This window comes from Mesorhizobium sp. WSM1343, assembly GCF_055901535.1.
In genome coordinates this window covers 3,543,987-3,565,392 of record NZ_CM148370.1, presented here as the reverse complement: position 1 = coordinate 3,565,392, position 21,406 = coordinate 3,543,987, and the positions used below count along the sequence as shown (strand labels likewise).

General features: G+C 64.1%; 15 protein-coding genes. 10 read left to right on the top strand and 5 right to left on the bottom strand.

The window, feature by feature from the left end; genetic code table 11:
• Nucleotides 1–5: 5 nt before the first annotated feature.
• The 4 genes from AC0NIL_RS17235 to AC0NIL_RS17220 form a co-directional block, all read right to left on the bottom strand.
• Nucleotides 6–1,358, bottom strand: a complete 1,353-nt coding sequence (locus AC0NIL_RS17235; protein ID WP_275952809.1) for an FAD-binding oxidoreductase — start codon at nt 1,356–1,358, stop codon at nt 6–8.
• Nucleotides 1,359–1,360: 2 nt separating this feature from the next.
• Nucleotides 1,361–2,794, bottom strand: coding sequence for a UbiA family prenyltransferase (locus AC0NIL_RS17230; RefSeq protein WP_013531146.1), 1,434 nt, complete (start codon nt 2,792–2,794; stop codon nt 1,361–1,363).
• A 206-nt stretch (nt 2,795–3,000) separates the two neighbouring features.
• Nucleotides 3,001–3,264 (bottom strand): hypothetical protein, encoded by a 264-nt coding sequence (locus AC0NIL_RS17225; RefSeq protein WP_023812335.1) that lies wholly within the window; start codon nt 3,262–3,264, stop codon nt 3,001–3,003.
• Nucleotides 3,265–3,419: 155 nt separating this feature from the next.
• Nucleotides 3,420–5,906, bottom strand: a complete 2,487-nt coding sequence (locus AC0NIL_RS17220) for a mechanosensitive ion channel family protein (protein ID WP_275952808.1) — start codon at nt 5,904–5,906, stop codon at nt 3,420–3,422.
• Nucleotides 5,907–6,146: 240 nt separating this feature from the next.
• On the opposite strand from AC0NIL_RS17220, the gene AC0NIL_RS17215 reads away from it, so the two are divergent.
• The 5 genes from AC0NIL_RS17215 to AC0NIL_RS17195 all read left to right on the top strand — a co-directional run bounded on the left by AC0NIL_RS17215 (nt 6,147) and on the right by AC0NIL_RS17195 (nt 12,907).
• Nucleotides 6,147–7,406, top strand: a complete 1,260-nt coding sequence (locus tag AC0NIL_RS17215) for a sarcosine oxidase subunit beta (protein ID WP_275952807.1) — start codon at nt 6,147–6,149, stop codon at nt 7,404–7,406.
• Nucleotides 7,407–7,423: 17 nt separating this feature from the next.
• Nucleotides 7,424–7,720, top strand: a complete 297-nt coding sequence (locus AC0NIL_RS17210; RefSeq protein ID WP_275952806.1) for a sarcosine oxidase subunit delta — start codon at nt 7,424–7,426, stop codon at nt 7,718–7,720.
• Nucleotides 7,717–10,710 carry a sarcosine oxidase subunit alpha gene (locus AC0NIL_RS17205; protein ID WP_024501331.1) on the top strand — a complete coding sequence of 998 codons (2,994 nt, stop codon included), beginning with the start codon at nt 7,717–7,719 and terminating at the stop codon, nt 10,708–10,710. The genes AC0NIL_RS17210 and AC0NIL_RS17205 overlap by 4 nt, the downstream gene beginning before the upstream one ends.
• Nucleotides 10,703–11,290 (top strand): sarcosine oxidase subunit gamma, encoded by a 588-nt coding sequence (locus AC0NIL_RS17200; protein WP_024501332.1) that lies wholly within the window; start codon nt 10,703–10,705, stop codon nt 11,288–11,290. Before AC0NIL_RS17205 ends, AC0NIL_RS17200 begins: the two co-directional genes overlap by 8 nt.
• A gap of 174 nt (nt 11,291–11,464) precedes the next feature.
• The gene (locus tag AC0NIL_RS17195; protein ID WP_024501333.1) at nt 11,465–12,907 is read left to right on the top strand and encodes an MFS transporter; all 1,443 of its coding nucleotides are present in this window, start codon (nt 11,465–11,467) and stop codon (nt 12,905–12,907) included.
• 11 nt (nt 12,908–12,918) lie between these two features.
• On the opposite strand, the gene AC0NIL_RS17190 is transcribed toward AC0NIL_RS17195, so the two are convergent.
• Entirely contained in the window at nt 12,919–13,623 is a 705-nt protein-coding gene (locus tag AC0NIL_RS17190; protein WP_024501334.1) for a nitroreductase, read from the bottom strand.
• A gap of 180 nt (nt 13,624–13,803) precedes the next feature.
• On the opposite strand from AC0NIL_RS17190, the gene AC0NIL_RS17185 reads away from it, so the two are divergent.
• The 5 genes from AC0NIL_RS17185 to AC0NIL_RS17165 are packed head-to-tail and all read left to right on the top strand — an operon-like array spanning nt 13,804 to nt 21,388.
• Nucleotides 13,804–14,391, top strand: coding sequence for a helix-turn-helix domain-containing protein (locus AC0NIL_RS17185; protein WP_024501335.1), 588 nt, complete (start codon nt 13,804–13,806; stop codon nt 14,389–14,391).
• 20 nt (nt 14,392–14,411) lie between these two features.
• Nucleotides 14,412–16,865, top strand: a complete 2,454-nt coding sequence (locus AC0NIL_RS17180) for a GcvT family protein (protein WP_473573121.1) — start codon at nt 14,412–14,414, stop codon at nt 16,863–16,865.
• Nucleotides 16,862–17,767: a homocysteine S-methyltransferase family protein gene (locus AC0NIL_RS17175; RefSeq protein ID WP_473573122.1), complete on the top strand. Its 906-nt coding sequence runs from the start codon at nt 16,862–16,864 to the stop codon at nt 17,765–17,767. Before AC0NIL_RS17180 ends, AC0NIL_RS17175 begins: the two co-directional genes overlap by 4 nt.
• Nucleotides 17,760–18,941: a pyridoxal phosphate-dependent aminotransferase gene (locus AC0NIL_RS17170; RefSeq protein ID WP_063172401.1), complete on the top strand. Its 1,182-nt coding sequence runs from the start codon at nt 17,760–17,762 to the stop codon at nt 18,939–18,941. Before AC0NIL_RS17175 ends, AC0NIL_RS17170 begins: the two co-directional genes overlap by 8 nt.
• Nucleotides 18,938–21,388, top strand: coding sequence for a GcvT family protein (locus AC0NIL_RS17165; RefSeq protein WP_473573123.1), 2,451 nt, complete (start codon nt 18,938–18,940; stop codon nt 21,386–21,388). Before AC0NIL_RS17170 ends, AC0NIL_RS17165 begins: the two co-directional genes overlap by 4 nt.
• Nucleotides 21,389–21,406 lie beyond the last annotated feature (18 nt).

The following is a 21,406-nucleotide window of genomic DNA, read 5'->3' as shown; positions in this document are numbered from 1 at the left end:
TTTATCTATTCGGCTGCCTCGACCGAGCCTCGCCGCACATCCAATTTCTTCGCAGTGCGCGCCCAGAAGTCGGACATGAAGGCGTGGTCGCGGAGCGCTTCCAGCCGCTGCCATTCGGGAAAGGACGAAGCGAAGATTTCGGCCCCCATGCGGGCGTCCTTGTACGGATTGACCGCGCCGCCGGCCTCGACCGTGATGCGGTCGAGCTCCCGCAGCAGTGTCAGCGTCGCGGCGCCCCTGTTGGGGAAATCCAGTGTCAGCGTGTAGCCGGGACGCGGAAACGACAGCAGCGCCGGCGAGCGGATGGAGCCGAAGCGTTTCAGCACCGTGAGGAACGAGCCCTGCCCGGCTTGCCTTGCAGCCGCCAGCAATGCCGGCACGGCCTCGCGCGCCGTCTGTTCCGGCACCACGCTCTGGTGCTGGAACAGCCCTTTCGGCCCATAAAGCCGGTTCCAATCGCGCACGCCGTCGAGCGGGAAGAAGAAGCCCTGGTAGCCGGCCTGGCGCGGCACCGTTGCCCGGCTCTTCCTCCACCTGTAGGCAGCGTTGAAGGCGGTCAGGAACGGCCGGTTGAGCACGTTGAACGGCGGCTGGACCGGCACCGAGAAATTGCCGCCGGCGCGCGAAGCGGCATGCGAGCCGTGCTCGGCGTGATTGCCAGTGAGCAGCAGGCCGCGACCGCTGTTGCGACCGCCGGCAAGCTGGTCGATCCAGGCGACCGCATATTCGTTGGCCTGATCGGCCGCCGCGGCCAGGTCGAAGAATTCGCAGAGGTCACGAAACGGCGTCGCCCTTTCGACGATGTCGAGGGAATGCACCCGCATCAGCCGGATCGAGGCCGACAGAATGAGGCCGGTCAGCCCCATGCCGCCGATCGTCGCCGCAAACAGCCGCGCATTGTCTGTCGCCAAGCAGCGATGGGTCCTTCCATCGGACCTGAGCAGCGTGAAGCTCTCGACATGGCAGCCGAAGGTGCCGCGCCGGTGATGGTTCTTGCCATGCACGTCATTGGCGATGGCCCCGCCGAGCGTGACGAATTGCGTGCCTGGCACAACGGCGGGGAAGAAGCCGTAGGGGGCAGCGTGGGCGATGATGTCGGACAACAGCACGCCGGCATCCGCCTTGAGAACACCGGTTTCGGCGTTGAAGGCGTGGATCCGGTTCAGCGATCGCATGTCGACGACCGCTCCGGCTCCGTTCTGGCAGGAATCGCCGTAAGAACGGCCATTGCCATAGGCAAGCAGCGACGCCGGCTTGGCCTGACCGCCCTTCAGCAGCGCGATCGCCTCGTCGGCACCGATGGCGCGTGGCGCCGGCGGTGTGGCAAGACCAAAGCTCGGGAACCGCTGCGTGGCCATGCCTACCAGCCCCCGATGACCAGCATCACCGCACCGATCAGCACCACGATCTGGCTGCGCCAGTCGCGGATGATGAAGACGACCGGATCGTCATGCATCTCGTTGCGGCGCGCCAGGATCCAGACGCGCATGGTGAGATAAAGCACGATCGGCGCCAGCGGCCAGATCAGCCATGGATGCGGATAGAGTTCCCGCACCGCGACACTGTCCATGTAGAGCGCCAGCACCAGCGCCGAGGAGAAGGCCGAGGCCATGCCGGCCTGGGCGACGATCTCCTGGTCTTCGGTGCGATAGCCGCGACCGGCAATGCGCTCGCCGGGGGGAATGGCGGTGGTGCGCAGTTCGACGAAGCGCTTCACCAGCGCCAGCGACAGGAAGAAGAAGATGGAGAAGGCCAGCAGCCAGAACGAGACGTCGACGCCGGTCGCCGCCGCACCGGCCAGGACGCGGATCGTGTAGAGGCCGGCGAGCGTCAGCACATCGACCAGCAGCATGCGTTTGAACGACAGCGAATAGGCGGTGGTGACGACCATGTAGCCGCCGAGCACAGCCATGAATTCGGGCGACAGGAACAGCCCGGTGCCGATGCCGATCGCCAGAAGCACCGCGATCGCGCCAAGTCCGAACGGGATCGACAGCGCACCGCTGGCGAACGGCCTGTTGCGCTTGGTAAGGTGTTTGCGGTCGAGCGCGAGGTCGAAGAAATCATTGAGGATGTAGATGGCCGATGCCACCGCGCTGAACGAGACGAATGCCAGCAGGCATTCCCAGATCATGTCGGTGTTGAAATATTCATGCGAGAGCACCATCGGCACTGCGATCAGCGAATTCTTCAGCCACTGATGCACGCGCAGCATCTTGACGATGGTCCGCAAAGTCGGCTTCGGCGCCGGCACCGTCTCGGCGCCATGTGCCGCCTGCCAGCGCGCGGCATGGCGGTCGGGCGCGACGACGATCGCGTTGCGTGCGGCATCGAAGACCTGGAGGTCATGGCGGCTGTTGCCGGCGTAGTCGAAACCGCCATCGCCATAGGCTGCGATCAGCGAGGCGCGCTTCCTGCCCGAGGTGAGATTGGCGAGACCATCGGTGGCCAGCACCTGGTCGAAAATGCCGAGATGGGCCGCGATGGCGTCGGCGAACTTGCGCGGCGTACCGGTCGCCAGCACGATCTTGCGGCCCTCGGCGTGCTCGGTCCGGAGGCGGCAAAGCAGCACCTCGCGATAGGGCAGCGATGCCGGATCGATGTCGATGCGCTGCGCGATCGCCTGCTTCAGCCGCGCCGGCCCGCCGGCGATCCAGAACGGTACGAGGAAGATATAGAGCGGGTTCTTCTTGAGAAGGATGAACAGCCCTTCCCACAACAGGTCGGTTGCGATCAGCGTGCCGTCGAGATCGACCGCAAGCGGTATTGCGTTCCTGTCCGATCGCGCATCCATGTCCGTCCTGCCCTGCCCGCGTAGAGTTGCGCGCCGCTTTTCGGCGTCTTGAGGCTGGTATAGCGGGCGATGGCGTAGCGAACGTTAAAACGCACGGTTGCAGGCGGCTGCCATGGCGGTATTTCCGGTGTCATTGTTAAACAACCGCTACCGGAAACGATAAAAGGCCGGGCAAATGCCCGGCCTCTACAATCGTGACGCCAAGATTACTTGATGCGGGCGACACCGCCCGAGATCTCGACGGTTTCCGAACCGGTCAGGGCTTCGAGATCGCCATTGGGCAAGGTGACGAAGCAGCCGTTCGGGCAGAACTCAACCGTTTCGCCACCGGCCAGCGCAAGGTCGGTCTTGCTGCCGCCCTCCGTTACGACCAGCGTGCGGGTCTCGGCGTCCTTGTTGACCGCGCTCGCGGCATGGACCGAGCCGATGGCGGCGACCAGGGCGACTGCAGCGACGAGAGACTTCCACATGGTGCAATATCGGTGTTCCCACCGCCTCTGTTGCATTGGCAAGGCATTTTCGCCTTTGCATGGAGCTTATATGAGATGGAAGCTGAACCGCAACTGAATGCCCCATTCATGCCGCAATCGATTCCGGGCAGGATTGAGGTCGACGGAGTCCGAGCCTAGTCCGGGTCCGGCTTCTTGGTTTTGCGAGACTTGACCAGTCGCTTCTTCTCCGCCTCGGCTTCGGCCCTTATCTGCTCCTGTTCGGCGAAGTCGGCCTCGATCTTGTCGTCGTCCGTCGGCCAGGCCTTGGGCTTGTGGGCCTCGACCACGGCGCGCGGCGTCGAGGGGATCTCGATGTGTTCGCTGCTGAATTTTTCGAGGACGGCAAAACGGATGTCGTTCTGCGCGATGTTGCCGTTCATCACGTCGGCCAGGAACACGCGGATTTCGAATTCCAGGGCGGCAGGGCCGAAATTGGAAAACAGCACGAAGGGTTCGGGGTTCTTCAGCACCATCGGGTGGCTGCGGGCGATCTCCAGCAGGACGGCATGAACCTGCTTGACGTCGCTGCCATAGGCGACGCCGACCTTGATGTCGACGCGGCCGAGCTTGTTGCGGTGCGTCCAGTTGCCGACGGCGTTGTTGATCAGGTTCGAATTGGGCAGGATCACCGATTGCCGCTGGAAGGTTTCGATCTCGGTGGCGCGCACGCTGATCTTCTTGACCGTGCCGCTGACGTCGCCGGCAACGATCCAGTCGCCCACCTTGAACGGCCGCTCGGCCAGAAGGATCAGGCCGGAAACGAAATTGGACACCACGTTCTGCAGGCCAAAGCCGATACCGAGGGAAAGAGCGCCGGCGACCAGTGCCAGGCTGGACAGGTCGATGCCCGCCGCCGAGATGCCGACCAGTGCCGCCAGCGCGACGCCGGCATAGCCGACCGCCAGCCTGATCGAGTTGCGCACGCCGGTATCGACCTTGCCACGCGCCATGACCGAGCCGTCGAGCCAGCCTTGGAACCACCGCGTCAGGAAATAGCCTATGACGAAGACGACGATGCCGGAGAGGATGCCGGTGACCGAGATCGTCACCGAGCCGATGTTGATCCCGGTTGCGAGCTTGTAGGCCCAAGCCTGGATATCGCCGGGCTGGAAACCCCACATCAGCAGGATCAGCGGCAGGAACACCAGCACGATCATCACATTGATGGCAACGCTGACGACAAGGCCGAGCTGGTCGAGGGCCGTATCCTCGTAGCTGGAATTGGCCGACAGCCAGCGCCCGACGGAGGTGTTGGCGAAAGCACCCTCCTCGCCGATCGCCTGCGCCGACAGGAAGCCGATATAGGCGGTGATCAGCGCGGTGCCGGTAACGACGACCTGCAACGAAACGAACAGAGCAAGGCCGATATAGCCGAGCAAGGCGGCTATGATGGTGAATAGGCCAAGGCCCAACGACAAGTAGCGCAGCCATGCCGGCCAGGGCCGCCAGCTTCCGTCACGCGCCTTGAACGGCCTCAGCATCGCCATCAGGATCAGGATGATGCCGACGATGATGGTGGCGACAAAACTGCGGGCGATGGTCAGCGACAGCGGCGAACCCATCTTGTCGTTGATCACCGACAGGAAGGTGTTGACGCTGATGACCACGGCCATGGCGGTGGCCAGGCGCACCAGCCAGCGCGCCGGCCCGGTTTCGACCGGGATCAGGCGCCAGTTCGGCAGCCGCGGTTCCAGCGCCGCATTGGTCAGCCGGTTGACGCAGAACACCACGCCGATGACGGTCGCCAGCGCGTTGAGGAAGAGCCCAATGTCGCCGCGCAACACATTGTAATAATTGAAAAAGAAAATCGTCGATCCAAGAAAGGCGGCAACCGCCAGCGTCGGCAGCAAGGTCGACCAGAAGGCCACCGAAAGGCGGCTGAGATAGGATGGGTCCTCATTGGTGGGGTCGGCTTCGAACACCCGCCCGAACAGGCGCCTGCCGCCGACCAGCAGCACCAGCGCCAGCCCGAGCGCCACGAAGGTTGCCGCCAGGATCGCCTGGAACTTGAACTTGAAGGCAAAGCTCAACCAGGACGACACCGCCTTGTAGAGATTGCCGAACTCGTCGCGGGCGTCGGAAAACACCTGCGGGCTGAGCGCATCCGACAGCACGTAGCGCTTGGTCAAAAGATTGCGGAACAGCTCGCTGCGCATATTGCCGATCTTGTCGATCAGCCCGCTGATGCGGATCGACAGGTTCTGTGCGCTGGCAACGACCGCGTTGATCTCGGCCTTTTCCGATGCAAGCGCCTGACGCTCGCCCGTCACGATGTCGGGCTCCTGCGGCTGGCCCGCCGCCGGTGGAGGACCCAGCACCTCGATGCGATTGTTGATCTCGGTGAGCCGCGAGCGGAATACCAGCGCACTGGTGAGTGCCGCCCGCGACAGATCCTCCAGCTGCAGACGGATCTCCACGAGTGAGGCATCGTCCTCACCGTCCTGCTGTATCTTCTTCTCGAGATCGTCCGTCTTGGCCGTTAGATCCTGGATGACCTTTTGCTGATCGGCGACCAAACCGGCCGAGCCCTGGCCGAGCGCTTGCGCCATCGCCTCAAACGAAAGCGGCGCCGAAACGACCAGCGTGAGTACCAGGATGAGACGAAGCAATCGGAAAAGCATGATTTGTTGGCGACTCATCGGCGGCAAAGGCAATTTGAAAGCCTGTCCTTGATAAAGACGGCCCTATCATGGGGCAAGCCGTCGTATCGCGAGCCCATCCGATCATTGGCCCCAACCGATCACTCACGCCGAGTGATCCCATCCCGGGCGTCGGCCAGTCGAAAGGCGATGGCGCAATATTGGCTTTGCGGATGCGGCCTGCTCTATAGTCTGCCGCATCGCCCGAACCGGATGACATCAATGGCAGAGTACTCGGCCTTTTCGCTGCTCGCGAACGCGCTCAAGGGAAACAAGGATTGGAAGCCGGCATGGCGCAAGCCTGACCCGAAGGCGTCCTATGACGTCATCATCATCGGTGGCGGCGGTCATGGGCTGGCGACCGCCTATTATCTTGCCAAGGAACACGGCATCACCAATGTCGCCGTTGTGGAAAAGGGCTGGCTCGGTTCCGGCAATGTCGGCCGCAACACCACGGCCGTGCGCTCGAATTATCTGCTGCCTGCCAACACCCGCTTCTACGAACACTCGATGAAGCTGTGGGAGAACCTGTCGCACGAGCTCAACTACAATGTCATGTTCTCGCAGCGCGGCTGCCTGAACCTGGCGCACACGCCGGCCCAGTTCGACGACTATGCAAGGCGCGGCAACGCCATGCGCCATCTCGGCGTCGATGCCGAACTGATGACGAAGGCTGAGATCAAACGCCTGATTCCGGCGCTCGATATCTCCGACAGCGCTCGCTTCCCGGTGGTCGGCGGCCTGATGCAGCGCCGCGCAGGCACCGCCCGCCACGATGCGGTGGCCTGGGGCTATGCGCGCGGCGCCGACCGGCGCGGCGTCGACATCATCGAAAATTGCGAGGTCACCGGCTTCCTGCGCGACGGCGACCGCATATCCGGCGTCACCACTTCGCGCGGCGACATCCGCGCCAGGAAGGTGGCCGTGGCGGTCGCCGGCAGCACCGGACGCGTCATGCAGATGGCCGGCATCGAGACGATGCCGATCGAGAGCCATGTGCTGCAGGCCTTCGTCACGGAATCGCTGAAGCCCTTCATCGACACGGTCGTCACCTTCGGCATGGGCCATTTCTACATGTCGCAGTCGGACAAGGGCGGCCTCATCTATGGCGGCGACATCGACGGCTACAACAGCTACGCCCAGCGCGGCAATCTGCCTGTCGTCGACGAGGTGATGAGTGAAATGCTGGCGTTGTTTCCGGGACTCGCGCGCGTGCGCATGCTGCGCTCCTGGGGCGGTGTTTGCGATATGTCGATGGACGGCTCGCCGATCATCACCGCCGGCCCCCTGCCCGGCATGTATCTCAACTGCGGCTGGTGCTATGGCGGCTTCAAGGCGACGCCGGCTTCCGGCTGGTGCTTCGCCTGGACCATCGCCAAGGACCAGCCGCACGACCTCAACGCGCCCTTCACGCTCGACCGCTTCCACCGCGGACTGCTGATCGACGACAAGGGCCAGGGTGCAAACCCGCGGCTGCATTAGGCAATAGGTAGAGTCCAATGTTGATCACTTGCCCCTATTGCGGCCCGCGCGACGTCATCGAGTTCACCTATCAGGGTGACGGCAATCGTGAGCGTCCCGACCCCGCCTCGCAGAATTTCGAGGCGTGGAACGCCTATGTCTATGACCGGCTGAATCCGGCCGGCGACCACAATGAGATCTGGCAACATTCCGGCGGCTGCCGCGCGTATCTCAAGGTCGTGCGCAACACGCTGACGCATGAGATTTCCAGCGTTGCCTTTGCGCGGGGCGATCATGGGCCGGCCGCGCGCCGCAAGGCGGAGGACAAGGCATGAGCCCGCGCCGTGCCGACACCGGCGGCCGCATCGACCGGCTGAAAACCATCCGCTTCACCTTCGATGGCACGGCCTACACTGGCCATGCCGGCGACACGCTGGCGTCAGCCCTGCTGGCCAAGGGCGTCACGTTGTACGGGCGTTCGTTCAAATACCACCGCCCACGCGGCCTGCTCACCGCAGGCGTCGAGGAACCCAACGCGCTGGTGACGGTGCTGAAGGGCGAGGTTCGCGAGCCCAACATTCCAGCGACCATGGTCGAGATCCATGACGGGCTGGTTGCCATCAGCCAGAACCGCTTTCCCTCGCTTGCCTGGGACATCAACGCCGTCAACCAGCTCGGCGGCAAGATCCTGTCGGCCGGGTTCTACTACAAGACCTTCATGGGACCGGTGTTCGGCCCGCTCAAGGGCACGCGTTTCTGGATGTTCTGCGAACACTTCATCCGCCGCGCAGCCGGTCTCGGCAGTGCCGGATCGGCGAAAGACCCGGCCCGCTACGAACGCATGAACGCCTTTTGCGACGTGCTGGTCGTCGGCTCGGGGCCGGCCGGCCTGATGGCCACCAAGGCCGCCGCCGATCAGGGTGCGCGCGTCATGCTGGCCGATCTCGAGCCGCATTTCGGCGGTTCGGCCAACTGGTCCGAGGAAACGATCGATGGCGCGCCTGCCGCCGATTGGGCGCGGCGCACCGTCGCCCAGCTCGCAGGCCGCGACAATGTCCGGCTTCTGCCGCGCACCACGGTGTGGGGTTACTACGACAACAACACGCTTGCCGCGCTCGAACGGGTCAGCGACCATAAGGAGCACCCCGGCAAGGGCGAGCCGCGCCATCGCTATTGGGCGATCCGCGCCAAATCCGTGGTCCTCGCCACTGGTGCGTTCGAGCGGCCGCTCATCTTCCCCGGCAATGACCGGCCAGGCGTGATGCTGGCGCATGCCGCCGAGCGCTATGCCAACGAATTCGGCGTGCTGCCGGGCGAGCGGATCGCGTTGTTCACCAACAATGACAGCGCCTATCGGGCGGCTGTCGCCTTGAAGAAGGCCGGCGCCGCGGTCGTCGCCATCGCCGATGTCAGGCCGGAACTTTCGCCGGAGATGCGCAAGCTGGCCGCGGAAGCCGAGGCAGAGATCTTTGCCGGCCATGCCGTCGTCGCCACCGAAGGCGGCAAGGCGCTGTCCGGCCTCAAGCTGCAGCGCTTCGACATGGCCAATGGGGCACTCATCGGTGATGCACGCAGTATCCATGCCGATTGCCTGCTGATGTCCGGCGGCTGGTCGCCGACCATCCATCTGGCCAGCCAGGCCGGCGCCAAGGCAGAATGGAACGCCGCGCGGCAGGCTTTCCTGCCGCCAAAGCCGACACAGAGCTGGATCGGCGCAGGCGCCTTCACCGGAAGCTTCTCGACGGCCGAAGCCATCGCCGAAGGCCGCGCCGCCGGCCTCGCCGCCGCAGGCGGGCAGAGCACACCGTCCATGCTGCCGACCGTCGAAGCAGTGCCTGGCGATCCCGACCCCGCCCCGGTGTTCGAGATCAGGGCCAAGGGCAAGAGCTTTGTCGATTTCCAGCACGACGTCACGGCCGAGGACGTGCGGCTGGCTCACCGGGAAGGCTTTGTCTCGGTCGAGCATCTCAAGCGCTACACCACGCTCGGCATGGCGACCGACCAGGGCAAGAGCTCCAACGTGCCTGGCCTTGCCATCATGGCCGAGGCGCTGGGCAAGCCGATCCCCGAGGTCGGCACGACACGCTTCCGGCCGCCCTTTGCTCCGGTGTCGATCGGCTCGCTGGCTGCCGAGCGTTTTGGCGACCTGAAGCCAGAACGATTGACGCCGATGCATGACTGGCATCTGGCCAATGGCGCGACGATGTATTCCGCCGGCCTCTGGTACCGGCCGATGATCTATGGGCTTTCAGGCGAAACGGTCGAGCAGGCCTATGTGCGCGAAGCCAAGGCGACGCGCGAAAGCGCCGGCATCGTCGATGTCTCGACACTGGGTAAGATCGCGGTGCAAGGCCCTGATGCCGCCGCATTCCTCGACCGCGTCTACACCAACATGTTTTCGACGCTGGCCGTCGGCAAGGCCCGCTACGGGCTGATGCTGCGCGAGGACGGCCTCGCCTTCGACGATGGCACCACCTGGCGGCTCGGCGAGCAGGATTTTCTGATGACCACCACCACGGCCAACGCCGGCAAGGTGATGCAGCATCTGGAATATTTCCTCGACGTGATCTGGCCGGACCTGAAAGTCCACGTCACCTCGGTGACAGACGAATGGGCAGGTGCCGCGATCGGCGGCCCGAAGGCCAGGCAGATCCTCGCCGCCTGTGTCACCGGCACGTCGGTCGACAACGCCACCTTGCCCTTCATGGGCATCGTGCGCGGCGAAATATCAGGCGTGCCGGTGATGATCTGCCGGCTGTCCTTCTCCGGTGAAATGGCCTTCGAGGTCTATTCCGGCGCCGGCCATGGCACCCATGTCTGGAAAGCGCTTGTCGAAGCCGGCAAGCCGTTCGGGCTGGTCACCTACGGTCTTGAGGCATTGGGCACCATGCGCATCGAAAAGGGCCATGTCACCGGCGCCGAGATCGACGGCCGCACCACGGCGCGCGACCTGCATCTCGACTGGATGCTGTCGAAGAAGAAGCCGTTCATCGGCTCGGCGATGATGGACCGCGAAGGCTTGATCGCATCGGACCGCCTCGAACTGGTCGGCCTGATCGCCCTCGATAACCGGCCGCTCAACGGTGGCGCCCACATCGTCGAGGAGGTTGACGAAGCCAATCCGCACGACTCCATCGGCCATATCACCGCCTGCTGCTATTCGCCGGCGCTCGGCAGACATATCGCGCTGGCGCTGGTCGAGGGCGGCAAGGCACGGCACGGCACGCGCGCCCACGTCTCCGATCCCTTGCGCAACCGGTTCGGACCGGTCGAGATCGTCTCCAACCACTTCTTCGATCCGGACGGGAGCCGCATGCATGGTTGAGCACCAATCCCCGCTTGAGCCGGAATTTCACGTCGGCTCGCACGGCAATTTCGAGCATGGCGTCGAGATCATCCTGACCGAGGCGAGGCCGGGCTCGATCGTGCAACTCGCCGCCTGGCCCGGCGAGGAGAAGAGGCTGATCGCAGCCATCCGCACCGTCACCGGGCTGGCGCTTCCCGATGGCGCCGGCGGCGGAGTGAACGACGGGGTCAAGTCGGTGTTCGGCTTCGCGCCGGGGAAGTTCACCGTTGCCGACGAGGCCGAAGGGCTGGCCGCTGCCTTTGCCAAGGTGGTGACCTCGGCCATCGGCACGGTGACCGATCTCTCGCACGGCCGCACCGCCATCCGTATTGCCGGGCCGAAGGCCGAATGGGTGCTGGCGAAATTCTTCGCCATCGACTTTTCGCTGCCGGCCTTTCCCAATGGCGCCGGCCGCTCGACCGCTCATCACGACGTCTTCGCCCAGATCCAGCGCACCGGCGCCGACCAGTTCGACATCTATGTCTTCCGCTCGTTTGCACGCTCGTTCTGGAAGGCGCTCTGCCACGCCAGCGAGGAAGTCGGCTACGAGGTGCAATAGGCGGCGCCGAACGGTCGCATCGCTCCTGCTTCTGGCATCAACGCCAGCCGTTTCTGCCGCTAGAGAATCAGGCCGCAGGCGCCCATGGTGCGAAAACGCGGCCGCCCAACCGGCACAGGGGATATGAAATCCCTTCTTCAAGAGTCGGCACATTCGTTTGGTTCGAACATCTCCATGACCGCAGAACTATCCGCCGGCGCCACGGACCGCGCCGATGTGCCGGCCAGAGCCTTGCTCCTGCTGCCGCTGACGGTCGCCTGCGGCGTGTTCATGACCAGCCTCGACCAGAATGTCGTGGTGACCGCGCTGCCGGGCATCAGCGAAAGCCTCGGCCGTCCGCCCAGCCAGCTCGGCCTGCTGATCACCGTCTATGTCGCCAGCCTGATCATCTCGATGCCGCTTGGCGGCTGGGCCGCCGACCGCTTCGGCCTGCGCAACGTCTACTGCTTTGCCTTGCTGGTGTTCGCCGCCTCGTCGGCGCTTTGCGGGCTGTCCGACAACATCTGGACGCTGGTTGGTGCGCGTGCGTTGCAAGGCTTCGGCGGCGCCTTGATGGGCACACTCGGCCAGGTCGTCATCCTGTCGACTTTTCCGCGCAGCCGAACGCTCAAGATCAACATGTACATCTCGCTGGCCGGCCAGTCCGGACCGTTGGTCGGTCCGCTCGTCGGCGGTGCGCTGACCACCTACATTTCCTGGCGCTGGATCTTCTTCATCAACGTGCCGTTCGCGCTGGCGGCGGCAATTCTTGCCGCCTCGCTGTTTCCGACGATGACCAAGCCCGTGCGCACGCCGTTCGATTTTCCGGGCTTCGTGCTGGTCGGCAGCGGCATGGTCCTGCTGGTCTTCGGCATGGATTCGCTTGCCGCCAAGGACGCCGCGGGCGGCATCATCGCCGGCGAACTGGCGCTGGCGCTCGTCATCCTGACCATCGCCTCGTTCTACTGCCTGCGCGTGCGCAATCCGCTGCTCGATCTCAAGCTGTTGCGCATCCGTACCTTCCGCATTTCGTTCCTCACCGGTGGCGGGCTGGACACGATCGGCCTTAGCTCGGTCGTCTTCCTGCTGCCGCTGATGTTCCAGCTCGGCTTCGGCATGAGCGCGGTGCAGGCGGGATCGCTGACCTTCGTCGCCGCGGTCGGCTCGGTGGCCATGCGGTTCTTCATGCCGCGTGTCCTCAACCGTTTCGGCTTTCGCCGCGTGCTGGTCTACAACACGCCCATCGTCGCCGCCCTGGTTGCCGGCTTCGCGCTGATGCAGGCGACGACGCCGGTGTGGATCGTGCTCACTTACATCTTCGTCTTCGGCGTCTTCCGCTCCGCGCAATGGGCCTCGACCGGCAACCTCGCCTATTCCGACATCGCGCCCGAGCAGCTCGCCCGTTTCAGCGCGCTCTATTACATATTATGGCAGCTGGCGGTGGCGATCAGCGTCGGCCTGGCCGCCGCGGCATTGTCGTTTCTGGCGGGCGGCGGCCCCGCCGTCGCCGACGATTTCCGCATCCTGTTCGTGATCGAGGGCGTCATCACGCTCTGCGCGCTGCTCGCCTATCTCAAGCTGACGCCCCAGGACGGCGCCCATGTCAGCGGCCACGGCGCACAGATGAACACGGAATGAGGCTGGCTGGCTTATTCGCTGAACGTCACCCACTCTTGCAGCGGCACGCGGTCGGTGCGGAAGGCGTTTTCAGGTTTTGACGTATCTTCATAACCAAGCGCCATGCCGCAGACGACGATCTCTTCGTCGGGAATGTCGAGCACCGGCCTGATCTGCCGGTGATAGGGCGCGAACGCCGCTTGCGGGCAGGTATGCAAACCCCTGCCCCGCGCCGCCACCATGATGTTCTGCAGGAACATGCCGTAGTCGATCCATGAGCCCTGGTTGAGGCGGCGATCGATGGTGAAGATCATGCCGACCGGCGCGTCGAAGAAGACAAAGTTGCGGTCGTGCTGGGCGCGCATCTTGTCGACCTCGCGGCGACCGATGCCGAGCGCGCCATAGAGGCCGAAACCGTTGGCGCGACGTCGCGTCAGGTACGGCTCGAAGAACTGCGTGGGATAATACCGGTACTCGTCCCAATCGGCTTTTTCGGCGCGAATGCCGGAATTGAGAATGGCGTCCGATATCCGCTGCTTGCTCTCGCCCTTGGTGACATAGACCTTCCATGGCTGCATGTTGGTGCCGGATGGGGCGCGCGCCGCAACCGCCAGAATGGCGCGGATGATGTCGTCTTCGACCATGTCGGGCAGGAATGCGCGCACCGAACGGCGCGACAGGATCGCCTCGTCGACAATCTCGGCGTCGCCCTCGATTCGGGGGTTATTTTCCAGCATGGGCCGTCCCTTACCCTTTGTCTCGATCGGACGTCCCCACTCGCCGCTCTCGGCGGAGCCTTTGCATGAACCGTCAAAATCGCGCAAGCAAATCTTGTGCATCCGTGAAAATCTGCTTGATTTTTTCATGAGCTTGATTTCTCATGAAATTTGTCGGTGATTTTTCATAAAGAGAGCGTTTTGCCTTCGACTACCGCAAGAACATTGCAGGGACCTGACGAACGCGTGCTGGCCGGCGACATCAGGGCCCTGCGCAAGGCGCGCGGGCTGACGCTCGCCGAGATCGGACTGAAGCTAGGCCGTTCGGTCGGCTGGGTCAGCCAGGTCGAGCGTGGCCTGTCGACGCCGTCGCTCGGTGACCTCAGGGCCTTCGCCGAACTGTTCGGCGTGCCGATCAGCCTGTTCTTCAGCCATGACGTACCTGTCGAAAGCGAGCGCGGCGTGGTCGTGCGCGCCGGCAGGCGCCGCACGCTTGGCACAAGCGAATCCGGCCTGGTGGAGGAGCTTCTGTCGCCCGATCTCGGCGGTAGCTTCGAGATGGTGCGTTCGGTCTTCGCGCCGGGCGCGGAACTGAAGGCCGAGGCGCAGCGGCCGACCGAGGAAGCCGGATACGTCGCGTCCGGACTGTTCGACATCGAGATCGGAGGTGTCTGGCATCGGCTTGGCGAGGGCGACTCCTTTCGCTTCGAAGGCAAGCCCTACCGCTGGCGCAATCCGGGTGCCGAGCCGGCAATTGTCATCTGGGTGGTTTCACCACCCCTCTATTGAGTTCAAGTTTGGAGAAGAACATGGCGGGTTTGCCGAGCACGGCGCGCGTGGTGATCATCGGAGGCGGCGCCGTCGGCACCTCCGCGCTCTATCATCTCGCCAAGGCGGGCTGGACCGACTGCGTGCTGCTTGAGAAGAACGAGCTGACCTCCGGCTCGACCTGGCATGCCGCCGGCAACGTGCCGACCTTCTCCTCGTCCTGGTCGCTGATGAACATGCAGCGCTATTCGACCGAGCTTTATCGCGGGCTGGCCGACGCGGTCGACTACCCCATGAACTATCACGTCACCGGCTCGCTTCGCCTTGCCCACTCGCTCGAGCGCATGCAGGAATTCCAGCGCGCCAAGGGCATGGGCCTCTACCAGGGTATGGACATAGACATTGTCGGTGTCGACGAGATCCAGCGTCGCTATCCCTTCATCGAGACGCATGAGCTGAAAGGCGCGCTCTACGACCCGAGCGACGGCGACATCGATCCGGCGCAACTCACCCAGGCGCTGGCCAAGGGTGCGCGCGACATGAGCGCGAAGATCATCCGCTTCTGCCCGGTCACAGGCGTGCGCCGCGAGAACGACGAGTGGGTGGTCGAGACGGCACAGGGCGAGATCCGCTGCGAGATCGTCGTCAATGCCGCCGGCTACCGCGCCGCCGAAGTCGGCCGGATGTTCGGCCGCGACGTGCCGATGATGGTGATGAGCCATCAGTACATTCTGTTCGAGGAGATCCCCGAACTCGCGGCATGGTCGAAGGAACAAGGCAAGAAGCTGCCGCTGCTGCGCGACGTCGACACCTCCTACTATCTGCGCCAGGAGAAGAACGGCATGAATCTCGGCCCCTATGAGCGCAATTGCCGCGCGCATTGGGCCACCCACAATGACCCGATGCCGGAGGACTTTTCCTTCCAGCTGTTCCCCGACGATCTCGACCGGCTGGAACATTATCTGGCCGACGCCGTCGCCCGCGTGCCGATCCTTGGCACGGCCGGCCTGTCCAAGGTGATCAACGGGCCGATCCCCTACACGCCGGACGGCAATCCGCTGATCGGTCCGATGCCTGGCGTTCCCAATGCTTTCGAGGCCTGCGTCTTCACCTTCGGCATCGCCCAGGGTGGCGGCGCCGGCAAGGTGCTGGCCGAATGGGTGACCGAGGGCCGGACCGAATGGGACATGTGGTCGTGCGACCCGCGCCGCTTCACTTCCTATGCCGCGGCGCCGGACTATTGCGTCGCCAAGGGCATGGAGATCTACGGCAACGAATACGCCATCCCGTTCCCGCGCCATGCCTGGCCGGAAGGCCGCGACCGCAAGCTGTCGCCGATCCACGATCGCATCAAGGCGCTCGGTGGCCGCTTCGATGCCTATAATGGCTGGGAGCGCGCCACCTGGTACGCGCAGGACGGCGATGACATCTCCGAGGAAGCCACGCTGACCTTCCGCCGCGACGGGCCATGGCAGCATCGTGTGCGCGAGGAATGCCTGGCCGTGCGTGACGCTGCCGGCATTTTGGACCTGCCTGGGTTCTCGCGCTTCAATCTCGATGGTCCAGGTGCCGCCGAATGGCTGAGCCTGCAGGTCACCGGACTGGTGCCGAAGCCAGGCCGCATCGGTCTCGTCTATTTCGCCGACGACAAGGGCCGCATCGTCACCGAAATGTCCGTCGTGCGTCACGACGAGAACCTGATGACGCTGATCACCGCGGCGGTCGCGCAGTGGCATGATTTCGAATGGCTGAAGTCGCGCATGCCCAAGGACGCACCGTTCAAGCTGATCGACCGGACCGAGGAATTCTCGACCCAGATCCTGGCAGGCCCGAACTCGCGAAAAATCCTCGCCGATGTCTGCGAAGCCGACCTCACTCTGCCATGGCTGACGCATCAGGAGACGAAGATCGCCGGCCGCTGGGCCAAACTCGTGCGCGTCTCCTTCGCCGGCGAACTCGGCTGGGAAATCCACACCAGGATCGACGACACCGCCGCCATCTTCGATGCCGTCTGCGCCGCAGGCCCGCAGCACGGGCTGAAGCCTTTCGGCATGTACGCGCTGGATTCGCTCCGGCTTGAGAAAGGCTACCGCACCTGGAAAGGCGACCTGTCGACCGACTATTCGATCCTGCAGGGCGGGCTCGAACGCTTCGTCAAATGGGACAAGCCCGACTTCCGCGGCAAGGCGGCACTGCTGAACGAAAAGCAGCAAGGCGTGAAGAAGCGCTTCGTTACGCTGGTGGTGGAAAACCCCGGCGATTGCGACGCTCCGTCAGTTTCTACACTCTGGCATGACGGCAAGATCGTCGGCGAGACGACGTCCGGCGGCTGGGGCCATCGCATCGACAAGTCGATCGCGCTCGGCATGCTGCGCGCCGACCTGGCCGAACCAGGTACATCAGTCGAGGTCGAAATCTTCGGTGACCGCTTTCAGGCAATCGTGCAGAAGGATGAACCGCTGTGGGATCCGAAGAACGAAAGGCTGCGCGCATGAAGAAAATCATCCTCACCGATGGCGGCATGGGCCAGGAACTGGTCCGCCGCAGCCAATCCGAGCCGACGCCGCTATGGTCGGCCAGGGTGCTGATCGACGAACCGGATCTGGTGCGCGACCTGCACACGGAATTCATCCGTGCCGGCGCACGTGTCATCACCATCAACACCTATTCTGCGACACCCGAACGCCTGGCGCGCGAAGGTGCGGAAGACCTATTCAAGCCATTGCAGAAGCGCGGCATCGAATTGGCCAGGCAGGCCCGCGACGAGGCCGGCGATGCAGCCATCGCCGGTTGCCTGTCGCCGCTTTTCGGCAGCTATGCACCGGCACTGACCATTTCCTTCGAGGAGACGCTCGAGATTTACCGCCGCATCGTTGCCGAGCAGGCCGATGGCGTCGACCTGTTCCTGTGTGAAACCATGGCGTCGGCGGACGAAGCCCGCGCAGCGGTGACCGCTGCATCGGAAAGCGGCAAGCCGGTATGGGTATCGTGGACGCTGGCTGACCACGGCAAGCCGCGGCTGCGCAGCGGCGAAGCCATTGCCACTGCGGCAAGCGCGCTCGACGGCCTGGCAGTCGCCGCGCGGCTGGTCAATTGCTGCCGGCCGGAAGCAATCGCCGCGGCTTTGCCTGAACTGATCGACCTCGGCGGCCCGGTCGGCGCATATGCCAATGGCTTCACGTCAACCGAAGCACTTAAGCACGGCGGCACCGTCGATGTACTGCACGCTCGTCACGACCTTGGCCCGGATGCCTATGCCGACCAGGCGATCGGCTGGGTGGAGGCTGGCGCCAGCATCGTTGGCGGCTGCTGCGAAGTCGGACCACCGCACATCGCCGCCCTGCGCGACCGGCTCGAACAGGCCGGCTACGAAATTTCGGGAGTTTTGCATGCCTAGACCATCATCGCGCATTTCCGGCATCGTGCCTTCGGGCAAGGACGGCTGGGAAGTCCATTTCGCCGCCTGGACGCGCAAGGAGGCCGGCGAAGACATCATCATGCTGTCGGTTGGCGACCATGATTTCGACACGCCTTCGCAGACCATCGAAGCCTGTGTGACCGCGGTTCGCGGCAGCAATCATCATTACACCCCGCTTCCCGGCTTGCCGCGCCTGCGCAAGGCGATGGCCGCGGCCTCGAGCGCCTGCACCGGCGTCGAGACATCGCCGGATCAGGTGATCGCCACGCCGGGCGGCCAGGCCGCGCTCTACGCGGCCGTGCAGGGCGTGCTCGACCAGGGCGATCACGCCATCGTCGTGGCGCCCTATTATGCCACCTATCCCAACACGTTCAGCGCCGCTGGCGCTGATTTCACCGTCGTCGAGACACCGGCCGAGGATGGCTTCCAGCCGCGAGCCGACATGATCCGCGCGGCAATCCGGCCGAACACGCGCGCCATCCTGATCAACACGCCGAACAATCCGACCGGTGCGGTCTATTCGCGCGAGCGGCTGGAACAATTGGCAGAAGTCTGCCGGGAGCACGACCTCTGGCTGCTGTCGGACGAAGTCTACTGGACGCTCGGCGGCGGCGAGCACGTCTCGCCGCGCTCGCTGCCAGGAATGGCCGAGCGCACGCTGGTCATCAATTCGATGTCCAAGAGCCACGGCATGACCGGCTGGCGCATGGGCTGGCTGACGGGACCGGAGCAGATGATCACGCTCATGATCAATCTCAATCTGGTGACGACCTACGGCCTGCCGGCCTTCATCTCGATCGCTTGTTCCGAGGCGCTGGAGAACCGTTACGGCGTCAAGGAGATCGCCGAACGCTACGCGGCACGCCGCACCGTCTTGCTCGACGCCGTGCGGGGCATGAACGATGTCACCGTGCGCGGTTCGGAGGGCGGCATGTATGTCATGCTCGACATCTCGGCCGTCGAGCCGGACGACGAGAAATTCGCCTGGGCCCTGCTCGACAAGGAAAAGGTTGGCGTGATGCCCGGCTCCAGCTTCGGCGAGGCGGCCGCCGGCCACATTCGCATCAGCCTCTGCCAACCCGAACCGGTGCTGCAGGAAGCTGCACTTCGTCTGCGCCGCTTTGCTTCCAGCTACCGTCGCGAGGCAGCATGACCGTCAAGGCAGTTCCCGCCAAAGCAAGAGCGGTCATCATCGGCGGCGGCGTTTCCGGCTGTTCGGTCGCCTATCACCTGGCCAAGCTTGGCTGGACCGACATCGTGCTTCTCGAACGCAAGCAGCTGACGTCGGGCACGACATGGCATGCTGCCGGCCTGATCGGCCAGCTGCGCGGTTCGCAGAACATGACGCGGCTGGCGAAATATTCCGCCGACCTCTACGTCAAGCTGGAAGCAGAGACCGAAGTCGGCACCGGCATGCGCCAGGTCGGTTCGATCACCGTGGCGCTGACCGAGGAGCGCAAGCACGAGATCTACAGGCAAGCGTCGCTGGCGCGTGCCTTCGATGTCGACGTGCGCGAGATTTCGCCCAGGGAAGTCAGCGAGATGTACCCGCATCTCAATGTTTCCGATGTCGTCGGCGCCGTGCATCTGCCGCTCGACGGCCAGTGCGACCCCGCCAACATCGCCATGGCACTGGCCAAGGGCGCGCGCCAGCGCGGTGCGACCATCGTCGAGAACGTCAAGGTCACCAAGGTCCACAGCAAGGCCGGCCGCGTCACGGGCGTGTCCTGGACACAAGGCGAAGAGCAAGGCACCATCGAGGCCGACATCGTCGTCAACTGCGCCGGCATGTGGGCGCGCGAACTGGGAGCGCAGAACGGCGTCACCATCCCGCTGCACGCCTGCGAGCATTTTTACCTCGTCACCGAGCCGATCCCCGGCCTCACCCGCCTGCCGGTGCTGCGTGTGCCCGACGAGTGTGCCTACTACAAGGAGGACGCCGGCAAGATGATGCTGGGCGCTTTCGAGCCGGTGGCAAAGCCCTGGGGCATGGACGGCATCCGTGAAGATTTCTGCTTCGACCAACTGCCGGAGGATATGGAGCATTTCGAGCCGATCCTCGAAATGGGCGTCAACCGCATGCCGATGCTGGCGACCGCCGGCATCCACACCTTCTTCAATGGTCCCGAGAGTTTTACGCCCGACGACCGCTACTATCTCGGCGAGGCGCCGGAACTGTCCGGCTACTGGATGGCGACCGGCTACAATTCGATCGGCATCGTCTCCTCCGGTGGCGCCGGCATGGCGCTGGCGCAGTGGATCAATGACGGCGAAGCCCCCTTCGACCTGTGGGAAGTAGACATCCGCCGCGCCCAGCCGTTCCAGAGGAACCGCCGCTATTTGAAGGAGCGCGTCTCCGAAACGCTTGGCCTGCTCTATGCCGACCATTTCCCCTATCGTCAGATGGCGACGTCGCGCAATGTCAGGCGCTCGCCGCTGCACGAGCATCTGAAGGCGCGCGGCGCTGTCTTCGGCGAAGTCGCCGGCTGGGAGCGCGCCAACTGGTTCGCCCGCGAGGGCCAGGAGCGCGAATACCGCTATTCCTGGAAGCGCCAGAACTGGTTCGACAACCAGCGCGAGGAACACCTTGCGGTCAGGAATGGCGTCGGCCTGTTCGACATGACCTCGTTCGGCAAGATCCGTGTCGAGGGCCGCGACGCCTGTGCTTTCCTGCAAAGACTATGCGCCAACGACATGGATGTCGCGCCGGGCAAGATCGTCTACACCCAGATGCTCAACCAGCGCGGCGGCATCGAGAGCGATCTGACGGTCTCGCGGTTGTCCGAGACGGCGTTCTTTCTCGTCGTCCCAGGCGCCACGCTGCAGCGCGATCTGGCTTGGCTGCGCAAGCACGTCGACGACGAGTTCGTCGTCGTCACCGACGTAACGGCGGCCGAAAGCGTGCTCTGCCTGATGGGCCCGGACGCGAGAAAGCTGATCCAGAAGGTCAGCCCGAACGATTTCTCCAATGAGAAAAATCCGTTCGGCACGTTCCAGGAGATCGAAATCGGCATGGGCCTGGCCCGCGCCCACCGCGTCACCTATGTCGGCGAACTCGGCTGGGAGCTCTATGTCTCGACCGACCAGGCGGCCCATGTCTTCGAGGTGGTCGAGGAGGCAGGTGTGGATGTCGGCCTGAAACTCTGCGGCCTGCACACGCTGGATTCCTGCCGCATCGAAAAAGCGTTCCGGCATTTCGGCCATGACATCACCGACGAGGACAATGTGCTGGAAGCCGGCCTCGGCTTCGCGGTGAAGACCGCCAAGGGCGACTTCATCGGCCGTGACGCGGTGCTGCGCAAGAAGGAAGCCGGCCTGTCACGCCGGCTCGTACAGTTCCGGCTGAAGGATCCGGAACCCCTGCTCTTCCACAACGAGGCGATCCTGCGCGACGGTAAGATCGTTGGTCCGATAACGTCTGGCAATTACGGCCATCACCTCGGCGGCGCCGTCGGGCTGGGCTATGTGCCTTGCGAGGGCGAGAGCGAGGCGGATGTGCTGGCGTCGTCCTATGAGATCGAAATCGCCGGCGAGCGTTTTGCGGCGGAAGCCTCGCTGAAGCCGATGTACGATCCGAAATCGGAGCGGACGAGGATGTAGTGCCTTCTCGCCTCCCCC